Source organism: Pedobacter sp. JCM 36344 (assembly GCF_046546555.1).
Taxonomy (GTDB): Bacteria; Bacteroidota; Bacteroidia; order Sphingobacteriales; family Sphingobacteriaceae; genus Pedobacter.
Genome location: NZ_JBKHKK010000012.1, coordinates 76,798 through 97,879, shown reverse-complemented (window position 1 = coordinate 97,879; position 21,082 = coordinate 76,798). Strand labels below are relative to the sequence as shown.

Annotated in this window: 15 protein-coding genes; 2 read left to right on the top strand and 13 right to left on the bottom strand. The window is 40.5% G+C overall.

Annotated features, from left to right (window positions below; all coding sequences use genetic code 11):
* Window positions 1-19 precede the first annotated feature (19 nt).
* Window positions 20-1,411 carry a LutB/LldF family L-lactate oxidation iron-sulfur protein gene (locus tag ACHFIZ_RS12855; protein ID WP_410886459.1) on the top strand — a complete coding sequence of 464 codons (1,392 nt, stop codon included), beginning with the start codon at window positions 20-22 and terminating at the stop codon, window positions 1,409-1,411.
* Between the two features lie 73 nt (window positions 1,412-1,484).
* Entirely contained in the window at window positions 1,485-2,291 is an 807-nt protein-coding gene (locus tag ACHFIZ_RS12850) for a hypothetical protein (protein ID WP_410886457.1), read from the top strand.
* Here the strand turns inward: ACHFIZ_RS12850 and ACHFIZ_RS12845 are convergent.
* The 13 genes from ACHFIZ_RS12845 to ACHFIZ_RS12785 form a co-directional block, all read right to left on the bottom strand.
* Window positions 2,240-2,854, bottom strand: coding sequence for a SprT-like domain-containing protein (locus ACHFIZ_RS12845; RefSeq protein WP_410886455.1), 615 nt, complete (start codon window positions 2,852-2,854; stop codon window positions 2,240-2,242). The genes ACHFIZ_RS12850 and ACHFIZ_RS12845 overlap by 52 nt on opposite strands.
* A 17-nt stretch (window positions 2,855-2,871) precedes the next feature.
* Complete coding sequence (gene feoB / locus ACHFIZ_RS12840) at window positions 2,872-4,986, bottom strand: ferrous iron transport protein B (RefSeq protein ID WP_410886453.1); 2,115 nt, start codon at window positions 4,984-4,986, stop codon at window positions 2,872-2,874.
* 4 nt (window positions 4,987-4,990) lie between these two features.
* Window positions 4,991-5,206 carry a ferrous iron transport protein A gene (locus ACHFIZ_RS12835; RefSeq protein ID WP_410886451.1) on the bottom strand — a complete coding sequence of 72 codons (216 nt, stop codon included), beginning with the start codon at window positions 5,204-5,206 and terminating at the stop codon, window positions 4,991-4,993.
* Between the two features lie 187 nt (window positions 5,207-5,393).
* The gene (locus tag ACHFIZ_RS12830; RefSeq protein WP_410886449.1) at window positions 5,394-5,789 is read right to left on the bottom strand and encodes a VanZ family protein; all 396 of its coding nucleotides are present in this window, start codon (window positions 5,787-5,789) and stop codon (window positions 5,394-5,396) included.
* A 12-nt stretch (window positions 5,790-5,801) separates the two neighbouring features.
* Window positions 5,802-6,182: a glycine cleavage system protein GcvH gene (gene gcvH, locus ACHFIZ_RS12825; RefSeq protein WP_410886447.1), complete on the bottom strand. Its 381-nt coding sequence runs from the start codon at window positions 6,180-6,182 to the stop codon at window positions 5,802-5,804.
* A gap of 52 nt (window positions 6,183-6,234) precedes the next feature.
* Complete coding sequence (gene sprA / locus ACHFIZ_RS12820; RefSeq protein ID WP_410886445.1) at window positions 6,235-13,425, bottom strand: cell surface protein SprA; 7,191 nt, start codon at window positions 13,423-13,425, stop codon at window positions 6,235-6,237.
* Between the two features lie 11 nt (window positions 13,426-13,436).
* Window positions 13,437-14,021: a Holliday junction branch migration protein RuvA gene (gene ruvA, locus ACHFIZ_RS12815; RefSeq protein ID WP_410886443.1), complete on the bottom strand. Its 585-nt coding sequence runs from the start codon at window positions 14,019-14,021 to the stop codon at window positions 13,437-13,439.
* Between the two features lie 4 nt (window positions 14,022-14,025).
* Window positions 14,026-16,341, bottom strand: a complete 2,316-nt coding sequence (locus ACHFIZ_RS12810) for an NADP-dependent malic enzyme (protein WP_410886441.1) — start codon at window positions 16,339-16,341, stop codon at window positions 14,026-14,028.
* A gap of 126 nt (window positions 16,342-16,467) precedes the next feature.
* Entirely contained in the window at window positions 16,468-17,685 is a 1,218-nt protein-coding gene (locus ACHFIZ_RS12805; RefSeq protein ID WP_410886439.1) for a transglycosylase SLT domain-containing protein, read from the bottom strand.
* Between the two features lie 18 nt (window positions 17,686-17,703).
* The gene (gatA, locus tag ACHFIZ_RS12800) at window positions 17,704-19,134 is read right to left on the bottom strand and encodes an Asp-tRNA(Asn)/Glu-tRNA(Gln) amidotransferase subunit GatA (protein WP_410886437.1); all 1,431 of its coding nucleotides are present in this window, start codon (window positions 19,132-19,134) and stop codon (window positions 17,704-17,706) included.
* A 35-nt stretch (window positions 19,135-19,169) separates the two neighbouring features.
* Window positions 19,170-19,379, bottom strand: coding sequence for a twin-arginine translocase TatA/TatE family subunit (locus tag ACHFIZ_RS12795; protein ID WP_410886435.1), 210 nt, complete (start codon window positions 19,377-19,379; stop codon window positions 19,170-19,172).
* A 10-nt stretch (window positions 19,380-19,389) separates the two neighbouring features.
* Window positions 19,390-19,776, bottom strand: coding sequence for a twin-arginine translocase TatA/TatE family subunit (tatA, locus tag ACHFIZ_RS12790; protein WP_410886433.1), 387 nt, complete (start codon window positions 19,774-19,776; stop codon window positions 19,390-19,392).
* A gap of 52 nt (window positions 19,777-19,828) precedes the next feature.
* Window positions 19,829-21,082, bottom strand: a complete 1,254-nt coding sequence (locus ACHFIZ_RS12785) for a murein hydrolase activator EnvC family protein (protein WP_410886431.1) — start codon at window positions 21,080-21,082, stop codon at window positions 19,829-19,831.

Below are 21,082 nucleotides of genomic sequence, written 5' to 3'. Positions count from 1 at the left end.
AATTTTTCTAAGTTTGAACATGACTAAGATTGCGGAAGAATTTTTGATAAAGGCAGATGAGAAAGCATTCGATTTAGGACATCGTAAAACGATAAACCACAATATCGGTAAGTATAACACGGCAGTAGAACGTGGGTTATCCAAATTTGAGAACCTAGAAAATTCTAAGAAAAAAGCGCATGTGATCAAGTGGAGGGTAATGGAGAACCTGGATAAGTTTCTTCCAGAATTTGAAGCGAACTTCCAGAAAAGAGGAGGAAAAGTCATTTGGGCCAATGACGCTGAAGAAGCTCAAAAAGAAATCCTTAATATCATCACAAAAGCGGGAGGCAAGACAGTCATTAAATCAAAGTCAATGACTACTGAAGAGATTCACATCAACGACTTTCTTGAAAAGAACAATATCGAGTCTTTAGAAAGTGATCTTGGCGAGTACATAGTTCAACTTCTGGGACAACCACCATACCACATCGTGACGCCCGCAATGCACCTGAGTAAGGAAGAAATTGCTAAGCTATTTCACGAAAAATTTGGTACTCCTCTAGATTTTACCCCACAACAACTTACACAAAAGGCCCGGGAACTTTTACGCGATAAATATTTGAATGCAGACATTGGAATCAGTGGCGGTAATTTTCTAATCGCAGACACGGGAAGCATTGCACTGACAGAAAATGAAGGGAATGCCAGACTCTGTACAACTTTTCCTAAAATTCATATTGCTATAGTTGGGATTGAAAAAGTCATTCCTTCGATGGCAGATCTTGATTTGTTTTGGCCCCTGCTTGCGAGTCATGGTACGGGACAGAACCTTACCGTCTATAATACCATTCTTAGTGGCCCGAGACGTGGGTTAGAAACTGATGGACCGGAAGAAATGTATGTAATTTTGCTTGACAATGGCCGCACTAATCTTCTTGCTCAAAAAGACCAGCGGCAGGGACTCTACTGCATTCGATGTGGGGCTTGTCTGAACGCCTGTCCGGTATATAAAAACATCGGTGGTCATACCTACAACACTACTTACAGTGGCCCAATTGGCTCTATAATTACCCCCCATCTAAAAGGGATGAAAGAGTTCAAGCATTTGAGCTATGCTTCTAGCTTATGCGGAAAGTGCTCAGAAGTATGTCCGGTTAAGATCGATATCCATAAAATGCTTTTGTTGAACAGAAGGGATGCAGCAGCTAATCACGACAATACTAAGATTGAAGAAATTGGCTGGAAAATATGGAAGTTAGGGATGCTCAAGCGCTCAAGAATGGACATGTTAAGTGGCAAGATTAAGAACTTTTTCCTCAAAAGCATGTTTAGGAAGATTTGGGGCAAATACCGTTCTATGCCGGTTATAGCACCAAAATCATTCTCTAAACTTTGGGAAGAACGCAATAAAAATTCTAAGACAGATTAGCCCTTCTTCGATATTAGAAACGCCAAACGCTGCTTGGCACGATAATAGAACTGCAAGTTCTTTAACCTAGCGTATGAGAAATTTGAGTCTACTCTTCCTACTAACTACATTCATTTTAAGTTGCCAACAGGGTCCAAAACATCCACAGGCAGAATTACTGAGTCAACAATCTCCAACAGCAATGAATCCGATGGAAATTGTTCAATACGCAGACTCCATTGAAGCCAGCATTGGCGATCTTGATAAAGCTGTAAGCCTGATTTATTCTTCCGGAGAAAAATCTTTTCATATAGAAAAATACAGTATTAATGGCAAACCTATGGTCATTGTTAAGCAGAGTGGAAATGAGGGTATCAGTTCGTTTACTGAGAAGTATTATTTTAAAAACGATAGCTTAGTGTTAATAAGACAAGTTGCCTCAAGTAGGAAAAGCTCAAATGATGCTGTTAAAAATGAAAGGGTTTTTATAAGGAATAATGTTCCTTTCAAGAAGGATCTCAGATTTGCAGCCAACCAACAAGCACTTGCAAAGCTACCGTTCCAAGAATATCGCAATACGAAATTACCATTTACCAATTATGCAGACTCCCTTATCGTACTAAATGACGCCCTTGAAGGCTCGAATACCTTTGAGATGGTGTTCGACCAATACATAGCGGCAGAAGCTGGAAGCTATGTATTGTTGAAGAGCAAGTTGCCGGGAGGATATACAGCTAATGTTAAAGTGAATGAACGCGACCCTTTTATCGACAGTTTAGAAATGGATCCTTTAGTTTTTAAAGACACTAAGCTCAGTTTCAAATGGGCTCTTAAAAATAACGAAGCAATTTATGTCCCCGTACCGGTCAAAGTTACTTCAGCTAAGGGGTTGAATAGATAAGTGTTTCCATTGTCAAGACTAACGCAACGGTAGCGTTTTCTAAGCCTTTCCCCCTTCTTAAACCTTCGGCCGTCTTTAATCACGAAAGTTGCATTGATTGGTAACTCCTCCAATCTGGACACATCTTCAGCCTGATCATATTTTTTTAACGCTCGGGATAGCTTTAGGTCTGTACAGCTTGCCGCTGATGGATTAGTCAAATAATTTACAATCGCATGCTGAATATCCACTGGAAATATTTGCTTTTCGATGAATGGAATCATCATCTTTTTGAAGTTATTCTTCCATTCTTCGCCATGGGGTTTGACTTTATTCTTGTGATCATTCCAGGTAAGCAAATGTGCAAATTCATGAACAGTTGTTACTAGAAAGGCATACATATTCAGGTTGTTGTTTACCGAGATCTTATGGCCAACACCTCTGAAAGGATGCCTATAATCCCCTAATTTAGTTGCTCTGGATTTGGAAATTTTAAATTCACACTGGAAATAATCTATCCAACGCGCAATAATTGGTGCGGCGCCGACAGGCATATATTTAGCTAAGATATTCTCCTTTTCCACTAACACAAGTTAATGATTTACTTTAAAAGTTGGTAGGCAATTAAGCTGGCAATGTAAGCCATTACAGTCATGTAAACCAACTGAATAACTGGCCACTTCCATGATTTTGTTTCCCTGTACACAACGGCTACGGTACTCATGCATTGCATAGCAAAAGCATAGAATAACATAAGAGAAAATGCAGTCGCGAAGGTGAAAACCGGCAATCCCGTTTCGGGGTTTACAGCTCCTCTCATTTTGTCTCGAATGGTTGCCACTTCTCCATCATTATCTATACTGTAGATTGTAGCCATAGTGCCTACAAAGGCCTCCCTTGCCGCAAATGAGGTGATTAAAGCAATCCCAATTTTCCAATCGTATCCCAAAGGACGAATACCTGGCTCAATAAAGTGTCCCAAAATACCAGCATAGGAGTTTTCAAGTTTCTCAGCTGATTTATCTCGTTCAAGGGTACTTATCTGGACACTATCTTTCTGAAGTTCAATAGCTGCATATTTCCTATCTATCGCTTCAAATCTATTGGACGGCCCAAAGCTTGCTAACACCCATAAAATGATTGAGATTGCTATAATCACCTTACCCGCTTCAAAAACAAATGTTTTAGCTTTCTCATAAACGGTGTAAAGTACATTACTCCAACGTGGCATTCTGTAGACGGGTAACTCCATAATAAAGTAGGATCGCTCTTTAGCCTTTATCAGAAATTTCATTACAAATGCAACAACAACCGCTGCTACAATACTTATGAGGTACATTCCCATCAAGGTAAGTCCCTGCAAATTTATTATACCCCAGATCATCTTCTCTGGCACAACCAGAGAAATCAAAAGCGTATAAACAGGTAAACGCGCAGAACAACTCACCAGCGGCGCAACCATTATGGTAATGATCCTGTCTTTCCAGCTTTCAATATTTCTGGCACTCATGATCGATGGAACAGCACACGCAAGACTACCAATCATCGGTACCACAGACTTTCCACTTAAGCCGAACTTCCTCATTACCTTATCCAGCATGAAGGTTACCCGGGCCATATAACCTGTATCTTCCAAAACGGAAATAAAAGCAAATAAAATAGCGATTTGCGGAATGAAAATAATAATTCCACCTAGACCGGCAACAACTCCGTCCAATAATAAATCGGTCAGCAAGCCTTCTGGGAGAAACCGATGTCCCATTTCGGCAAGCCATACAAAGGCATATTCAATCCTATCCATAGGATACGATGACCAAGAGAAAATGGAGTTGAAAATAATAAATAATAATGCGATAAATATGATAAATCCCCAGAACTTGTTAGTTAGAATAGAATCAAGCCTATCACTAAAGGCAAACTTCTTTTTTGCGCCGGTGTCGGTAACTACGCCAGACAACACCGTACCTAAATATCGATACCTTGCAATAGTTTCCGCTGCCTGTTGCTTTGAAGACTCAAACTCCCAATCCTTTTTTATCTGCTCAAATGCCTCATGCTGTGATTCAGAAAATAGGTGAAGGTATTCATGTTGATGAAGCACCTGTAATGCGAAATAGTTATTAGTTGTATTTAGTTTAGCTTTGGCTAAATCTATTGCCTCAGGTGCCAGCACACGCAAATCAGCTCCTTCAGCCTGAGTAGCAATCGTACCAGCATGGCTCAACGCTGCTTTTAGTTCTTGGATTCCAAGATTTTTTCTTGCTGATATAGATACAATCTGAACGCCAAGCCGCAACGCAAGTTTATCGATGTTTATATCGATACCTTCATTCTTAGCCATGTCCGTCATGTTCAGGGCCAATACTAAAGGTATTCCTAAATCAGCAACCTGAGTATACAGCAGTAAGTTTCGCCTTAAATTAGTGGCATCGACCACCAGGACAATAAGATCAGGATGACTGGGATTACTGGTATCAGCTAGTATCTGAAAAACAATGCTCTCATCCTTACTCTTTGGATATAAGCTATAAGTCCCCGGAAGATCGATTACTTCAGCTTGTCTATTGTCTGCAAGCTTACAGTAGCCAATCTTTTTGTCGACGGTGATGCCAGGAAAGTTTCCTATTTTTTGATTTAAGCCAGTGAGGATGTTAAAAAGGGTCGATTTACCTGTGTTAGGGTTTCCAACAAGTGCAATTTTTATATCCTTAGCCAACTGATTATTGAATTATGATGATTGAAGCTTCGCTTTTACGCAAACAAAGTTGATAACCTGCAACGCGTATCGCTATAGGGTCTCCCAAAGGAGCAAAGCGCTCAACCTCAACAATCTCTCCTGGCAAGCAACCCATTTCCATTAATTTAACAGACATTTCTAAATCTGTAAAAGCTACAATGGTTCCAGATTCTCCAGGATTTAATTGAGAAAGTTTCATCTCTACACGTGTATTAGTTAGCGCGCAATTTACCCTTAATTTATAATAAATCCAAATAGAAATAATGGCAATTGGTTACTACCTATTCGTTGGGTAAGCCTGATAACTCACCTTTGGGCATTTGCAGCCAGAGTTGAAAATACCGCACCCACTCATAAAGCAAACAGATAATAGGACTAAAATTACACTAAGCTTTCTTTTCATGATAATCAGATTTATGTAGTAATACGTAGCTGCAGACAGCCATCATCACTCCAAGCATGTCACAGACGAAATCCCAGGTTTCTGCCGAGCGATACGGAAAGAACTTCCATTGAATCAATTCGATTCCAACACCAATAAAACTGGTAATAAATACAATTTTGAAAATACTAGAAAAACGAAAATCGTATTTTCCTTTCTCTAAAATCCTTCCAAAAAACAATAGTACAGTTAACACAAAAAAGAAGCCTAAATGAACAAGCTTATCAAACCCTTCAAAAAAAAAGCCTGATCCGGAGGAAGCAGGTATTTTCACACAACAAAGCACCAAAATAACACCCGTCCAGGCAATAGCCCAGCCTTGATACCTCAGCTTTCTCATAAATTTCATTAATTAAGCGCCAACAAGTGCTTTATAAGCATCAGCATCTAAGAGATTATCAATCGAAGAAAGGTCTGTAATTGACACTTTAACCATCCATCCGTCTCCATAGGGATCAGAATTCACAAGCTCAGGTGCATTGTTCAATGCATCATTAACAGACAGAACTGTCGCTGTTACTGGCATAAAAAGATCAGAAACAGTTTTTACCGCTTCAACCGTACCGAACACATTATCTTTAGAAACCTCTTCTCCAACAGTGTTAACATCGATGTAAACAATATCTCCTAACTCACGCTGTGCAAAATCTGTAATACCAATAACGGCTTCATTACCCTCAACTTTTAACCATTCGTGGTCTTTAGTATATTTTAATTCTGATGGAAAATTCATTTTCTAGCTTTTATTTAGTCAAAGGTAATTAATCTGAAGCTTTCTACCAATCCTAATTAAGTGTAATCCTTAAACTGAATCCAAAATTACTGAATGAAGTGTTGAATGTTTGCGAGGTATATGGTTTCGTAATGTTCGAGTCGTAAAATAACCTGATATTAAAGCGTTGATTTAATATATAATCTACACTTGGTCTCAAGGTGATGTTTTTGGCACCTGATGAGATCTCTGCTTCCGTAATATCAGCCCGGTAAATAACCGTCTTATTATCTCTTACTGCTACATCGAGCTTAAAGTCCATATTATTGTCCATCTTAAGCTGACTGAACCAGTCAAAGGGAAACCGAAATTTGGTAGTACGGTAACCGACTCCAAAGACTATATTATTTTCAGACAATTGTGCCAGCTGACTGTTTGCAAGACTTAATCCAAGTAATCTGGATCTGCCCAGTTCAAAATTAGCAGTCAAATTATTTTTTAAACGGGTATCTATCCCAATCAAAGGAGAAAACTGTTCTGCAATAGTAACCTGACTGTACTGATAGCTTGGCAGGAAGTTATTGCTGGGATCCCTAACACTAGATGCCTCATTAGTCTCTTGGTACCTGATCAACGAATTGAAGCCGTTGACGCTGTACACCGACCGATACGAATGTTTGATATCTATCGAACTAAATCGTTCTGACAGGAATGGAAACCTTGTTAAACCCCTGTAATTTACCCTCCAGTTTGGTAATGGGATTTTCGGAAACGTGCTCAGGCTTGAAGATCCTGCATCTTTGCCAGTATAAGCAGCCAGAAATGCTGACACCAGCACATCTTGTGCATTCCTATCATACCCGTCTGCAAAGCCCGCAACAATCCCATTTGAATTGGGATTAGTAGCGCCCAGTCGCCTGGAAATAATCTGCCTGTTTTCCATAAACTGACTGTAGACTTTGGACAATGTCGTTCCGTTATTATCAGAAAATGCAGTTCCTAGGCTGATAAATGACACACTATAATCTCCTGTCGTATATGGGCTTAGATTCTGAAAATCACGAGAAAAACTATCATACCTGAAGTTCGTAGAATAGTTCAATGTCCTATTTTTATTTGCAGTCAGGGTAATACTTAAATCTCTTATGGGCTCAACCAAACTCGTTAAGCTTAGATCCTCGCGCAACGTATTAATATACAATTGGGATTGTAGGGTATCGTTCGTGATCCAACCGCTATTTAGCGCCAAACTCCTGATGTCACGCTGACTTCCTAACACAAATCCCAATCCGGGAGCACCTGTTATGTCATCTAAACCAAGGTAACTTGTTTTGAGCAAATACCCTGGCAAAAAGATCCCCCTAGTTTCTGTATAGGCACCGGCAACATTCTTTACACCCGTTAACAGGCCAACTAAAAATCCAGTCCCTGTCTGCTTTTCAACTGCATTACCCGTTGATTTTCGCACAAACCCGAACTTGTTATACAATCCTGTAAGGTTTAGGCTAGGGTTAACCTGGATAACTCTTGAATTCTGAATCGTGTTTCCAAGGTTGATCAGCGGATCTCTCATGGTAGACAGCGGTTCAGTTTGCCAATTAAAACTCGTTCCATAACGCGTGGTAACATTCACCCAATCAAAGCCTGGGATTTTGTTTAACGGTAGGCTATAAGTTAGATTAATGTTATGAGTATAGTCCGTGTTCCTACCCAGGCGCCTCAGGTTCTGCCAAAGCGTATCTCTTTTCATCCCCTCAATTCTGCCCTCCGGCTCGTCAATAATAGAATAGTTAGTAGCATCTAAATCTAAGGTCATCGAGCGGCTTAAATTCCATGAAATTCCATATACTCTGGTAACCAAAAAGTTTTTGTTATAGGTCGTATTTATAGGGATATAATTGTTTGGGTCATTATTACGCAGGCTGTTTTCAGAATAATAACGGTCCAAATCTATCCTGAAATTGATAGCACTTGGGAGTAAACTGAAGTTAAACTCCTTTAACAACGCGAACTTGTTCGATTTAAGGAGCTTATTAAAGGGCTGATAGTTCTTACTTTGCCCTGCATAATTATATGCCAATGAAGCCCTGTAAGTTTGTTGGATATTATTTTGATTAATGAAATCTCTATGAGCAAACTTAGTGTAAGCATAACTGGCATTCAGGTTCTCTACATCCCAAACTCTTGCTGGCTTTTCAGTATTTGTTCTTTCTTTTCTAACGTTGGTAAAACTGATACTGTTTCTGGTAGTGTAGTCTTGTGCATAGTTTAAAATCTCTTTCCTTTCTGCTTTCGTTGATGCATCAAGTGCATTCCTCAATTCAATATCCGGGGTGCGTGGGTCATATTGTGGCGTGCTGATCTGGTTGGAATAACTTACAAACATAGGTACCCTAATACCAGATTTTTTAGGCAGAAATTTACCCAATTCCATACTCGAAGAAGCATCAAAAAATACGTTCTCAGCACGGTTTCTTTCACTTACTCGCTTTTCTAAGGAGCCAAAGCCTATCGTAGATTTACTGGCAGATACATTCACATCAGCAAAATCTGCTAACTGCGCATTCATCCTTGCAGTTGCTGCCCAGCCTCCACGCTCGTCGAACTCGGTCAGTCTAAGTTCGTTAAACCATACCTGAGCATTTTTATCTGCACCATCGTCCCGACCAGGACTTGCAGCATTCCTCAACGGATTTTTTATACCGAGCATATATACGCGTACCTTACTCATATCCGGCTGACCCTTTATGGTAATAAAGCTACCATTCTCAATGTAGTTAAAAGGAAGATTTACAGGCCAGGGCTGTCCATTCAGCATTGCTTTGTTACGGGCAAGTTTGGCGTTTTGAAACAACTCCAGTTTAATGTCCATCTTATTCTGATCAGGCCAGATTGCATAGGGGTCACTTGTACCAGGGTAGGTAACCTTCAAAGGTAAAGTATACTCGTAGTAGTTATCCTGGTTGTCGGTTCCAATTCTAAGGAATGCACTGACATCATTATCATTAATGGACAAATTACCCAATGCCTCCAGGTGAATGTACATTTCTAGGCGTTTGTAAGATCTGAAATCGTTTACAGCCGTCTTAAAAGCGGCTCTGCCATAACCATCCCTTAAGGATCGAATGTTGACAGATAGTGACTGTTCGTTCTGTCTGGTATCTCCACGATAATTGCTAAAATCTTGCTCCCTCTCAATTCCCGGCGGCACTACATAAGGGATAGGTATACGTTTACCGTTTTCTTCAATATTTACGGTAGCTATTTCGATGCTAGAATTATCACCTCCAACGGGCAGCAAAGATTGATCAACAATTACCTGGGCCGGATCATTATTTACATTATACTGTCTCCATTCACCTCTAACCAACTGTATCTTCCCAAACCTAAGAATAGAAGTATCAGTAAAATTTGTCATGAACATTCTAATAAAACGAATGGATTTGAAATCCTGAATGTTACCTACCTTCTGCTGGTATTGTGCCAAAGGTATTCTTAACTGATACCAGGTGACTGGTTGTGTACTACCATCGGCAAGCTTTACCTGGGATGTGATTTTATCACTCACAAAATTCTGACCAACAATCAGATCTTCAGGTCTCATTGAAACCTTGTATTGATAGTATTCATCACTTTGAGTCATGTTATTATCTCTATTAATATCTTCACCGTCAGGCAAAGAAGTAGATGCAGAATTCTCTACTCCGAAGTCTTCCTGCGATTGCTGGGGCGTTTTTGAATTGCCTTCCAGACCATTATATCGCTGATATCTTTTTAAAATGCCCGCGTTCGCCTGATCCAATGCGTTGCTGCGATAGTACGAATAATCATCAGATGATGGGTCATTGTCTAGCACTGCCGCAGCATCAGGATTGAGCTGAGCCTTAATCTGATTAATTAAGGCTGCAAATTTGGTTTTTTCATCTGCATCTGATAGACCATCCAAACCAACATCCTGTACTCTTCGTGCTGTCGGGTCATTGTCGAATGCTTGAACCACTGGTTGCAACTTCGGCACACGGCCCCATATTGTTTCGTCAAATTTATTAGGATCTCCATTCGCCGGCAACCCGTTTTCCAGAGATTTTCTACCGTCTCTTAAAATATCCTCAGAGATATTCCCTAAATTGAAATACAAATCACCACCTGCAGAGTTGGGCTTGTAGATGTACGGGTCCATCACCCAAAGCTCTATAAATTCAATATTATTTGCTTCAAAGTCATTGGTTTCCATTCTTCTAAACAAACCACCCCATCTTGATCTCGGGTTAGTAAGCGTACCATTTGCGTTGAATCCCGTTGGTGTAAAGTTATATGGACCTCTTAATGTTGGATAAAAAGCAAGGTCTAAAGTTGGCAAAGTAACTGCCTGCCCAGTACTTATTTCTTTGAATGGAAAAACTTCCTGCTCAATGATCTCTCTGACATAGTGGTTGGATAGCTCTGTTCTATTTCCTCTTAAACTCGCAGGAAGATTACTTGCAGACCTGTTGTAAAACGTTGGGTCAATATTATAAAACGCAATTTGCGCCCTGTTGTATCCATAGGCTAAATCATTGACCAGTTGAGATTCAGGGAACATCTGAGGAGTTCCTGAAATCTGCCAGGCAATTGCACTTTTTAAGTCAATGATGGAACGAGAGGCCTCGAAATCGTCAAGATAACTGACGCCTCCTTTTGAACCGCCAATATCAAGCGCTTTAGGATGCCCTGGCACTAATTGAGCAAACTCACCAGAAAAAGTGATTGTTGACGGAACCTTAGTCGACAAGAACGGTAACTTATCCACTAGCTTGGTTAAGAACCTTGATGGAGAACTGTAATTCAAGTCCATTCCCCAAATCGTATTGGAGATCGGCTCTTCACCCAAGTTAACCTTCGGTGTCAATGGCTTTTCAGAAAGACTCATAAAGGTACCGCCAAGATTTAGTTTGTTGTTTATCTTGTAATCCAAACGTGTCCCAAAAAGTGACCGTTGTTGTAATCCAAAAAGCTCGCTGTTTTCTGTAGAAATCCTGATTGGCTGACCAGAGATTAACAGTCCAGTATTTAAAATTCTGACTCTCCCACCCTGGTAATCCACGGTATAATCGACGCCCTCTTGTAGAGGTATTGTTCCTGAAAATACTTTTACAGAACCTTCAGGCACATTGATAGAGTTCAAACTAAACTCAGAAGATATATCTGACTGGTAATTTCCTTTGATTACATATCTGTTCTGCCTGGTGAATAATTGTTGGGCTATCACCTTAGTCGAATCGTAAAGCGCGGGGTAAGTATATCTGTCTATAAATGGTTGTTCCGTTGTCAAAAACTGGGCTGCCAAATCCGATCCAAAGGGTTCTAACAGTGGAAATATGATCCTGCCATTTGCCGGGTCAATAGTGATATATCCATTTTTTGTATTCGTTAAAACCACCGCTGTAGAACCTGTGGTGTTTGTTTGTCCCCCTACATTTCCAAAAGGCGCTCTCCCATTGGTACTATTATTCACACTAAAAGGATCGTTGTCAGTTTCAAAGTCGAAGATCCCATCAGGTTTAAGTTCATTTTGCTGATTTAAGCGGTCTAAACCTACAACTTGTAACCAGAGTTTATTTTGCAACGGCTTGTTAAACTGATCTAGCTTTGCTCCCTCAGTGATGACCGGCCTTTCAATTCCCGACGCTTCATCTATTCTAAAGATATCGAGTTTGAAGTTCTGCGGACTAATCTGGAAACCTCCGATGGTGTAAATATTTTTCATCATCAAGTCCCAGGTCGGCAAATTCGTCTTTGTAGTCTCGTTCTTTAAAAGCTTCGTATAAAGTACTCTGGGCGATGCCTGCTCGAATGGGATGTCTGTAGAAAACTCTCCAACTTGATATTCTACGCCGTTAAAAGTGTAGCGATAGGCGACTGTCAATACCTCATCGGTATTTAACGCATTATTTAACGAGATGTACCCCAATTTAGGATGGAAAGTAAACTCTCTATCTGAGAGCTTCCTTGCATAAGTAAGCTTAGCGAAGTTGTCCGTTCCTCCGTTTCCCTGAAAAAATGAGATGACATCATTAGAGTTCGTCTGTCTTGCCCCAGCAGGTATTCTCTCCAACAGGTTATTTGATGCCCGAGGAAATAATGGGTTACTAAATCCGGACGGTAAGGCAGAATAACCAGCCCCACTAATCTGTGCGGTGTTAAAGGGTGTATTTTCTCCTAAATCGATGAAACCTAACACATCTCTTGAATCTTGGGTATTGCCCGCTTTATTAGTTATCCAGACCTCAATTTTGGTAATGATAATGCCAGAAGTGATTATAGGAGGGTTAGATAATGCTTTATTGTAATTATTCCTGAAATATTGAGCTAGGAAATAGTGCTTATTAGCCTCATAATTGTCCCCGCCTATTCTAAATTCATTTTGCTGCGCTCCATTATTTATTTGAATCTCGCGCGATTGGGATTTCTGCTGCGTAAATACTGTATTCACATTTAATTTTCCGAACTGTAGCTGAGTCTTAATCCCAAATAGCGCCTGTGTTCCAGTGATCAGCGTTGTATTCAATGGAAGACTAACGTTACCAGCTTCTATCTTTTTGATAATATCATCTTCTCCACCAGTATAATCAAGCTTTATCTGATTCTCAAAATCAAACTGAGCCTCTGTATTATAGTTCATATTGATCTTCAGCTTGGTACCAATATTACCAATAACGTCCATTTGGATCCGCTGATTGAAATCAAAGTTTCCCTGAACGCGCTGACGCTCGTTAAATAAAGGATTCTCGTTTTTGTTAATACGGCCTAGAAATGTGAGCTCTGCTTCCCCCCGAGGTTGAATATCAATCGTTGTTCCACCAAAGATACGCTCGAAAGCCCTGCTGTTAACCTTCAAACTTGGAATGATTCCTGTTCTTCTCACTTCTTCAACCTCCTGGTTAGATAAGGTTCTCCAGTTCTCTCTTTTTATTTCACTACCTACCAACCTTTGATATTCGTCGATAGTCAAATACTGAGGAAATGAGATTTGTCGTCCGCCAACCAGCTGACGAATCACATATCTTTTATTCACTGCATCATACTCAACCTCACGTGTCACATTTGCGGGTAGGGGACTAAAAGAATTTGTTAATGGCTTAATTCCTAAACGCTGTTTCTCTTTTAAACTGAAAGTATTTTTAGACGTATCGGTAGTTTTTCCGGGAGTGGCGATTTGTGAAAGAACATTTTGCGTGCCAAAGCAAACGACTAAGAGAAGAATAAGCGTTAGAAGTTTCTTCAAAGTTTCAAAGATTATAGATTCTTGAGCGCCAACTTTATCATTTGCTCCACAGATTGCTCTATACCCCCTGTTTTGACAGCATTATCAAGCGCTTTTTCAGAAGCAGGCTTTGCAAAGCCAAGCATCATTAGGGCTGACAATGCTTCTTCTTTGACAGTATTATTTAATGGCGCTGAAATTAGTGACCCAGATCCTTCTTTCTTTAACTTATCCTGTAATTCCAATACAAGCCTTTGGGCAGATTTAGCCCCGATGCCTTTTATGCGTTGTATCAGCGTAAGGTCTGCGTTTACTATCGCTGTTTGTATTTCATTTGGAGTAATAGATGACAACATCATTCTACCCGTATTTGGACCAATGCCAGAAACCGAAATCAGGTGCAGGAAAAGCCTCCGTTCTCCTTCGTCAGCAAACCCATACAACGTATGTCCATCTTCTTTAACGTGCAGCCAAGTGTAAATTTTACACCTTTCTACGTCCCCCAGTAAACTGTAAGTGTTTAAGGATATATTGAGGTGGTAACCCACTCCACCAGCTTCTACAACAATGTAAGCGGGGCACTTAAAAGTTAACTTACCATCAATGTATTCGTACATATCCTTATTTTTTTACTGTTCTTTTTAAAACGCCTCTACGCTTTACATTAGCTTCCTGTTCTTTACCTTGTACATCCAGCACCGCTATGGTTACCATATTCACAATCTCTCTAACAGAACTCCCCAACTGCACGATGTGAACTGGCTTTTTTAGTCCAAGTAAGATTGGTCCAACCGCCTCTGCTTCACCCAGCTCTTGCAAAAGTTTATAGGCAATATTACCTGATTCCAAGTTAGGAAAAATTAAGGTGTTAGCAGGAGCACCAACCAATTTACTGAAAGGGAAATTCTCCTTAAGCAACTCTGCGTTGATCGCGAAATTGCCCTGCATCTCCCCATCTACAACCATTTCAGGATACTGATCATGCAGTATCTTCACTGCCCTTCTAGTCTTCTCTGGGACATCACCTTCATTGGAGCCAAAAATAGAGTAAGAAAGCAAAGCTATGCGTGGGTTTATGTTAAATTTGCTGACTGCGCGAGCTATCAATAAAGTAAGGTCAACCAGCTCTTCTGCTGTTGGATCTACGTTTACAGTTGTGTCACCAAAGAAAACAGGCCCCTTCTTTGTCATCATCATGTACATACCTGCAACACGATTTACACCTTGTTCGGTTCCTATCACATGCAATGCAGGTTTGATTGTAGTGGCGTAATTTTTAGTCAAACCGGAGATCATGGCATCCGCTTCACCAAATTCTACCATCGATGCCCCAAAATAATTTCGGTCACGAAGCAACTTTGTGGCTTCGAGCGAACTAATACCTCGTCTCTGTCTTTTTTTGAATAATGATGCAGCATACTTCTTGGTACGCTCGCGTTCTTCGAAAGGATCAATAATCTCAACGCCGTCTAGCTCCAATGCGTTATCCTCAATAATGCGTTCAATCACCGCCCTGTTTCCTAGTAAAATAGGAATAGCCACATTCTCATCCTTAACAATTTGAGCAGCCTTTAAAATTTTATAATTGTCGGCCTCAGCAAAAACAACACGCTTAGGATCAGATTTAGCCTTATTGGTAATCGCACGCATGATGGCGTCATCTCCACCCAGCCTGCGTTTCAATTCTTCTGCATACGCATCCCAATCGGTGATAATCTTACGTGCCACCCCAGAATCGATAGCCGCCTTAGCGACAGCAGAGGAGACATTGGTCATTAGCCTAATATCCATTGGCTTTGGAATAATATATTCCTTACCAAATTTGATGTTCTTCTCATTATAAGCCATGTTAACCGCCTCGGGGACAGATTTTTTAGCAAGCTCCGCAATAGCTTTTACAGCAGCTACTTTCATATCTTCGTTGATAGCTGTAGCCCTGACATCTAGTGCCCCCCTAAAAATATACGGAAATCCCAGAACGTTATTCACTTGATTCGGATAGTCAGAACGACCAGTAGCCATAATAAGATCCTTACGGGCGCTGATTGCCAATTCGTAAGCAATCTCTGGGTTAGGATTTGCCATCGCGAAAACGATTGGGTTCTTAGCCATCGACTTCAACATATCCTGAGTAACACAGTCTGCGGATGACAACCCGATGAAAACATCAGAATCTTTCATCGCTTCTTCCAAGGTATACAGCTTTCTTGAAGTAGCAAACTCCGCCTTTATATCATCCAGATTCGGACGCGTATCTCTGATCACACCAGATCTATCACACATCACAACATTCTCCTTCTTTACTCCTAAGGAAACGTATAATCTAGTGCAAGATATTGCTGCTGCGCCAGCACCATTCACTACAATCTTGATCTTGTCCATCTTCTTTTTCTGAAGCTCACATGCATTTAATAATGCAGCTGCAGAGATGATGGCAGTACCATGCTGATCATCATGCATCACAGGAATATTCATTTCCTCTTTTAAACGACGCTCAATTTCGAAGCATTCTGGTGCTTTAATATCTTCCAGATTTACCCCGCCAAATGTCGGTTCCAAGGCCTTAACTATCTTGACAAAATCTTCTACATTCTTCGTATCCAACTCCAGATCAAACACATCAATATCGGCGAATATCTTAAACAAAAGCCCTTTGCCTTCCATCACAGGCTTACCCGCTTCCGGACCAATATCTCCCAAACCCAACACTGCACTACCGTTACTAATAACGGCTACCAGATTGCCTTTAGCAGTATATTTGTAAACATCTTCTTTGTTTTCAGCTATCCTTAAACAAGGCTCTGCTACACCTGGTGAATAGGCTAACGCAAGATCTCTCTGCGAGTTTGTAGGCTTTGTCGGTATAACCTGAATTTTACCTGGGCGTCCTTGCGAGTGGTAGTCTAAAGCATCTTGCTTTCTATTGATTTTACTCATAAAATGGTCAATTGTAAAAGGTCAAAGTTACAATTCTTTTGTTTAGCCATAGAATAAAAAAAGGGCGCTAGATTACACAATTATAATCAGTTAAACAGAAAATTGAATGAAATGAAAAGCGCGTTATTAGCCTCTGGATGGCTTTGATGATGCTTTTTCGTCACCGGCATCATAGATCTTAAGTTTCTGCCCAGGCACAATGCTAGCGCCTTTTAAATTATTCCACACCTTAAGATCCTGAACCTCTATATGATACTTGTTGGCAATCACACTTAGGTTTTGTCCTGACGAAACTTTATGATAGAAAAAAGGACTTTTAGCTTTCGTTTTCGCCTTTGGAGAATGGTACCCGTCATTAGACGCGAGCACAACTTTCATCGCTGACTGCTGATCATCTTTATTGAGCACATCATATAATGCAGCAAAATCTGAAAGGCTGACTTTTGGAAGAATTATCCTTTTGGGGATAGCGACAGAACCATTAACGATCTTCTTTTTGTAAGAAGGATTCAATCCAAATAGTTCCTCCTGCTCTAAGTTCATCGCGTTGGCAATGGTTGCCAGCGATATTACTCGATTTACTTGGATGGTATCCGTGTTTTTAAAAAATGCGGATTTCAGGGAACTGATCTGATGTTTATCCGGGCAACTCATCACATAGACCGCAGCAATAAAAGCCGGAACATAGTTTCTAGTTTCTGTTGGCAAAAAACGTCTGATTTCCCAAAAATCTCTGGAATCAGCTTTTTGTATAGCTCTTTTGACACTGCCCATTCCGCAATTGTAGGCGGCAATAGCCAATACCCAATCGCCAAGTTCTTCATATGCATCTCTAAAGTAAGCAGCCGCAGCATAACTAGCCTGTATAGGATCTTTACGTTCATCAACATAATTATCAATGTGCAGACCATATCCCTTCGCGGTACCAAACATGAATTGCCACAATCCAGTAGCACCAACACGAGAAACTGCATGAGGATTCATAGACGATTCAATAATAGGAAGGTACTTTATTTCGTCTGGAATATTATAACTCTGTAGCGCCTTCTCGAAAATCGGAAAATAGTATTCCGATAAACCAAGCATCTTGCCCATCATGTCTTTTCTAACGCTGTAAACATCAATGTACTTTTGTACAAACTCATTGTAGGCTAGTGGGACCGTCTTTTGAATAGAGTCCAGTCTGGTTTTATAGCTAAAATTATAATTAACAAACCGCGGGACTTCAGACACTACAGGAATGGCAGCTGTGTCAATGGTAACCTCAGGGAATTGTTGTGCTACTACAGGCAGGGTGCCGAAAGCTAAAATGCAATACGATAAAAATTGTACTTTTATTTTCATAGGCACTTTCAATTCTTTTTAAGTTTCTTTTAAAAAAGCACGCGACAGTGAAAGGAGTTCTTCCTCACCGAAGTGCTTGGCCATCAATTGCATACTTAACGGCAAACCATCAATATTATTGCCTAACGGGATGGCTATGGCGGGGATACCCGTCAAAGAGGCCAATACAGTAAATATATCTGCAAGATACATCACCAGTGGATCAGACATATTATCTCCAATATTAAAAGCCGGAGTCGGTGAAACTGGCGTAAGTACCACATCATATCTTGAAAGCATGGCTTCCATTTTCTCTCTGATTAGACGTCTAACCTGCTGTGCTTTTGCGTAATAAGCATCATAGTAACCAGCACTCAAAACGAAGGTCCCCAAAAGAATCCTTTTCTTAACCTCCTCACCAAAGCCTTCAGCGCGAGACTTCTTGTAAAGTTCAGTTAGATTTGTGGCTTCGATATTACGATGACCATAATGCACACCGTCATACCGTGACAAGTTTGAGGAGGCTTCGGCAGTGGTAAGCACATAATAAGCAGGAACCAGGTAGTCCAACAAATCGAAGGATACGAAATCCACTGTATGACCATCATCTTTAAATGATTCAATGGCTTCCAGAATCGATAATCTAGTTTCAGGATCCAGTGCATCGCTCTCCAATGTTTCTTTCAATACAGCGATCTTCCTCTTAGATCCACCGTTTAAAAGAGAAGAATAGGTAGGAACAGACTGTCTCGAAACAGTACTATCGTATTCATCTGCACCTGCTAAAACTTCCAGTAACAGCGCAGCATCACTAATGGAAGAAGTAATGGTGCCAACCTGGTCAAAGGACGAGGCATAAGCAATTACTCCATATCTTGAAATCCTACCGTATGTAGGCTTTAAGCCTATACAGCCACAGAAAGCAGCAGGCTGCCTAACCGAACCACCAGTATCGGTACCCAATGCGGAAAGACACATATCCGCCTGAACAGCTACCGCAGAGCCCCCAGATGAACCTCCAGAAACCTTCGCGTGATCTGCCGCATTCTTTACAGCACCATAGTATGACGTTTCATTTGATCCGCCCATTGCGAATTCGTCACAATTAAGTCGCCCAATGATAACGGCATCTTCTTGTAAAAGCCTTTCAGTAACTGTTGCAGAATATGGTGATATAAAACCCTCAAGCATTTTAGACGATGCGGTGACCTCATGATCTTTATAACAGATGTTATCTTTCAACCCGATAACCATACCAGCCAGTCTGCCAGCGGTACCATTATCGATTTTTTCCTGTATCTCTATTGCCTGCCTGGTAGCAGAAAGAAAAAACACCTCATTGAAAGCATTGAGGTGTTGATGTTCTTCTATTTGCTTAAAATAATAATCTAATAACTCAGGCAGTGTTAGAAGTTTCTGCCTAATAAGTGCTTGTATCTCTTTAAGAGAGTTATACTTCTTCGAATTCAAGAATACAATGGTTTAAAAAATGGTTAATGAAAAACCTATAACGGTTTGTTGGCATCGGTACGTTTACGTTCTGCCGGATCATTTTCATCAATACCATCTTTACCATCCTTAAATTCTTTAATTCCTTTTCCTAGTCCTTTCATCAGTTCAGGGATTTTTCTACCTCCAAAAAGCAAAAGTACAATTACAAGAATAACGGCGATTTCCATGCCCCCTAGAGCGGCTAATATTGTTGTGTTTAACATGATAGTTTAGTTAAAGGTTAGTTTTATCAGTTTCAATTCTACTGTTTTCTATAGGAGCAGTCTGAGCAACTGCCGCGCTTTTTTCAAAATTGATGCCTCCCTTATCAGAAGTTACAGTCTCACTTAACGCGTTTTCTGTTGGATGGTATCGCTCTGCCGTGTTGTTCTCATTCATTACAGTATCTATTTCATCAACAATACCAGATGAATTAATATTACGATGGATTTCCCTCTTCACGCCCTCAGAAGCATCCTTAAAATCACGGATTCCTTTCCCCAGCCCCCTCGCAAGTTCAGGTAATTTCTTACCACCAAACAACAAAAGTACCACTACTAAGATGACCATGATCTCACCTCCGCCCATGTTCAGGAATTCAACTAATGTTCCACTATACATCGCTTTTTCTATTTAATAATCTATTACAAATATAACTATTTAATGCTAACTTTTATTTTGCAATCCAGCCTTCAGGATTCTGGGCATTCATCCCTCGCCTGACTTGAAACTGCAACTGAGGTGTACCCTCATTATCCGCAACCGTGCCAATAGTTTGCTTAGTACTCACCTCATCACCCTGCGAAACACTCACGGATTTCAAGTTTTGATATACCGTGAAGTACTCACCGTGTTTAATCAATACGAAATATTTACCGAACTGGTTTCGTATCGTAGTAACTTTGCCATTAAAAACAGCACGAACTGCAGCTCCTTCAGCTGTTTCAATATTCACCCCGTCATTCATGTAAGAAGCCTGACCTTCCATGTGGCTACCAAAACGTTCTGTAATAGAACCTGCAGCAACAGGCCAAGGCAACGACCCACGGTTGCTTTCAAATGCATTGGATAATTTTGCAGCTTCTGGAGTGGCATTCAAATAACCACCACTAGTACGCGTCTTTACAGTTGGAGCCGGTTTATTGTCTGCCTTCGCATTCGCCGCAGCCAACCGCTCTTCCTCTTCAGCTTTCTTCCGCTCAATCTCGATCTCCCTGGCAATAGCCGTACGAATACTCCTGTCCAACTGCACCTGTAGCTTCCTTCTGGCGGCAATGTCGTTCTTATACTGTTTTTCTTCCCTGCTAAATTTATTCAACACCTTCGCCTGCTGAGTTTTACTTTTACCAAGCTTATTACGCTCATTTTCCTGCTCTTGAAGTAAACTGCTTTTTTCTTTTAAATTCTTATCCAGGAGGACAATCTTATAGCTTAGGTCTCTTTCCTTTCCGGTAATATAGTCTGATTGCTTTCTGCGATAATTGCTAAATTGTTGCAAATAAGTGATGCGCTTATAAGCCTGATTAAAATCACGCGCAGCGAAAATGAACATCATCTTATCATAAGCGTTCCTATTACGCTGAGCAAACCTGATCATACTTGCATACTCTTTTCGCAACTGCTCTAGTTGATCTTTCAAAGTATGCACTGTATTTGTGTTTTCGTGAATCTGGTTGTCGAGATTTTTCATTTCAGAATTGATGACCTCGATTTTGCTCTGCATCAGCCTGATCTTCGCATTCAGCGAGTTGATCTGGCTTAAGGTAAGTCTCTTACTTTTTGCAGCAATATTGGCATTCTTTTGCAAAAGGTCTATCTCCCGCTGCAAAGCTTCTTTTTTTCTTTTCAGCTCGGAACTGCTTTGTGCAATAGCACCAGTTGCAAAAAAGATCAGGAGAAGAATTAATAGTAGTTTAAATAGTTTCAT

What these genes read in the sequence shown, in the direction of transcription:
- ACHFIZ_RS12855 (WP_410886459.1), top strand. Translation starts at nt 20, where the DNA reads ATGACTAAGATTGCGGAAGAATTTTTGATAAAGGCAGATGAGAAAGCA.
- ACHFIZ_RS12850 (WP_410886457.1), top strand. Translation starts at nt 1,485, where the DNA reads ATGAGAAATTTGAGTCTACTCTTCCTACTAACTACATTCATTTTAAGT.
- ACHFIZ_RS12835 (WP_410886451.1), bottom strand. Translation starts at nt 5,206, where the DNA reads ATGAAACTTTCTCAATTAAATCCTGGAGAATCTGGAACCATTGTAGCT.
- ACHFIZ_RS12830 (WP_410886449.1), bottom strand. Translation starts at nt 5,789, where the DNA reads ATGAGAAAGCTGAGGTATCAAGGCTGGGCTATTGCCTGGACGGGTGTT.
- gcvH (WP_410886447.1), bottom strand. Translation starts at nt 6,182, where the DNA reads ATGAATTTTCCATCAGAATTAAAATATACTAAAGACCACGAATGGTTA.
- ruvA (WP_410886443.1), bottom strand. Translation starts at nt 14,021, where the DNA reads ATGTACGAATACATTGATGGTAAGTTAACTTTTAAGTGCCCCGCTTAC.
- ACHFIZ_RS12810 (WP_410886441.1), bottom strand. Translation starts at nt 16,341, where the DNA reads ATGAGTAAAATCAATAGAAAGCAAGATGCTTTAGACTACCACTCGCAA.
- ACHFIZ_RS12805 (WP_410886439.1), bottom strand. Translation starts at nt 17,685, where the DNA reads ATGAAAATAAAAGTACAATTTTTATCGTATTGCATTTTAGCTTTCGGC.
- ACHFIZ_RS12795 (WP_410886435.1), bottom strand. Translation starts at nt 19,379, where the DNA reads ATGTTAAACACAACAATATTAGCCGCTCTAGGGGGCATGGAAATCGCC.
- tatA (WP_410886433.1), bottom strand. Translation starts at nt 19,776, where the DNA reads ATGTATAGTGGAACATTAGTTGAATTCCTGAACATGGGCGGAGGTGAG.
- ACHFIZ_RS12785 (WP_410886431.1), bottom strand. Translation starts at nt 21,082, where the DNA reads ATGAAACTATTTAAACTACTATTAATTCTTCTCCTGATCTTTTTTGCA.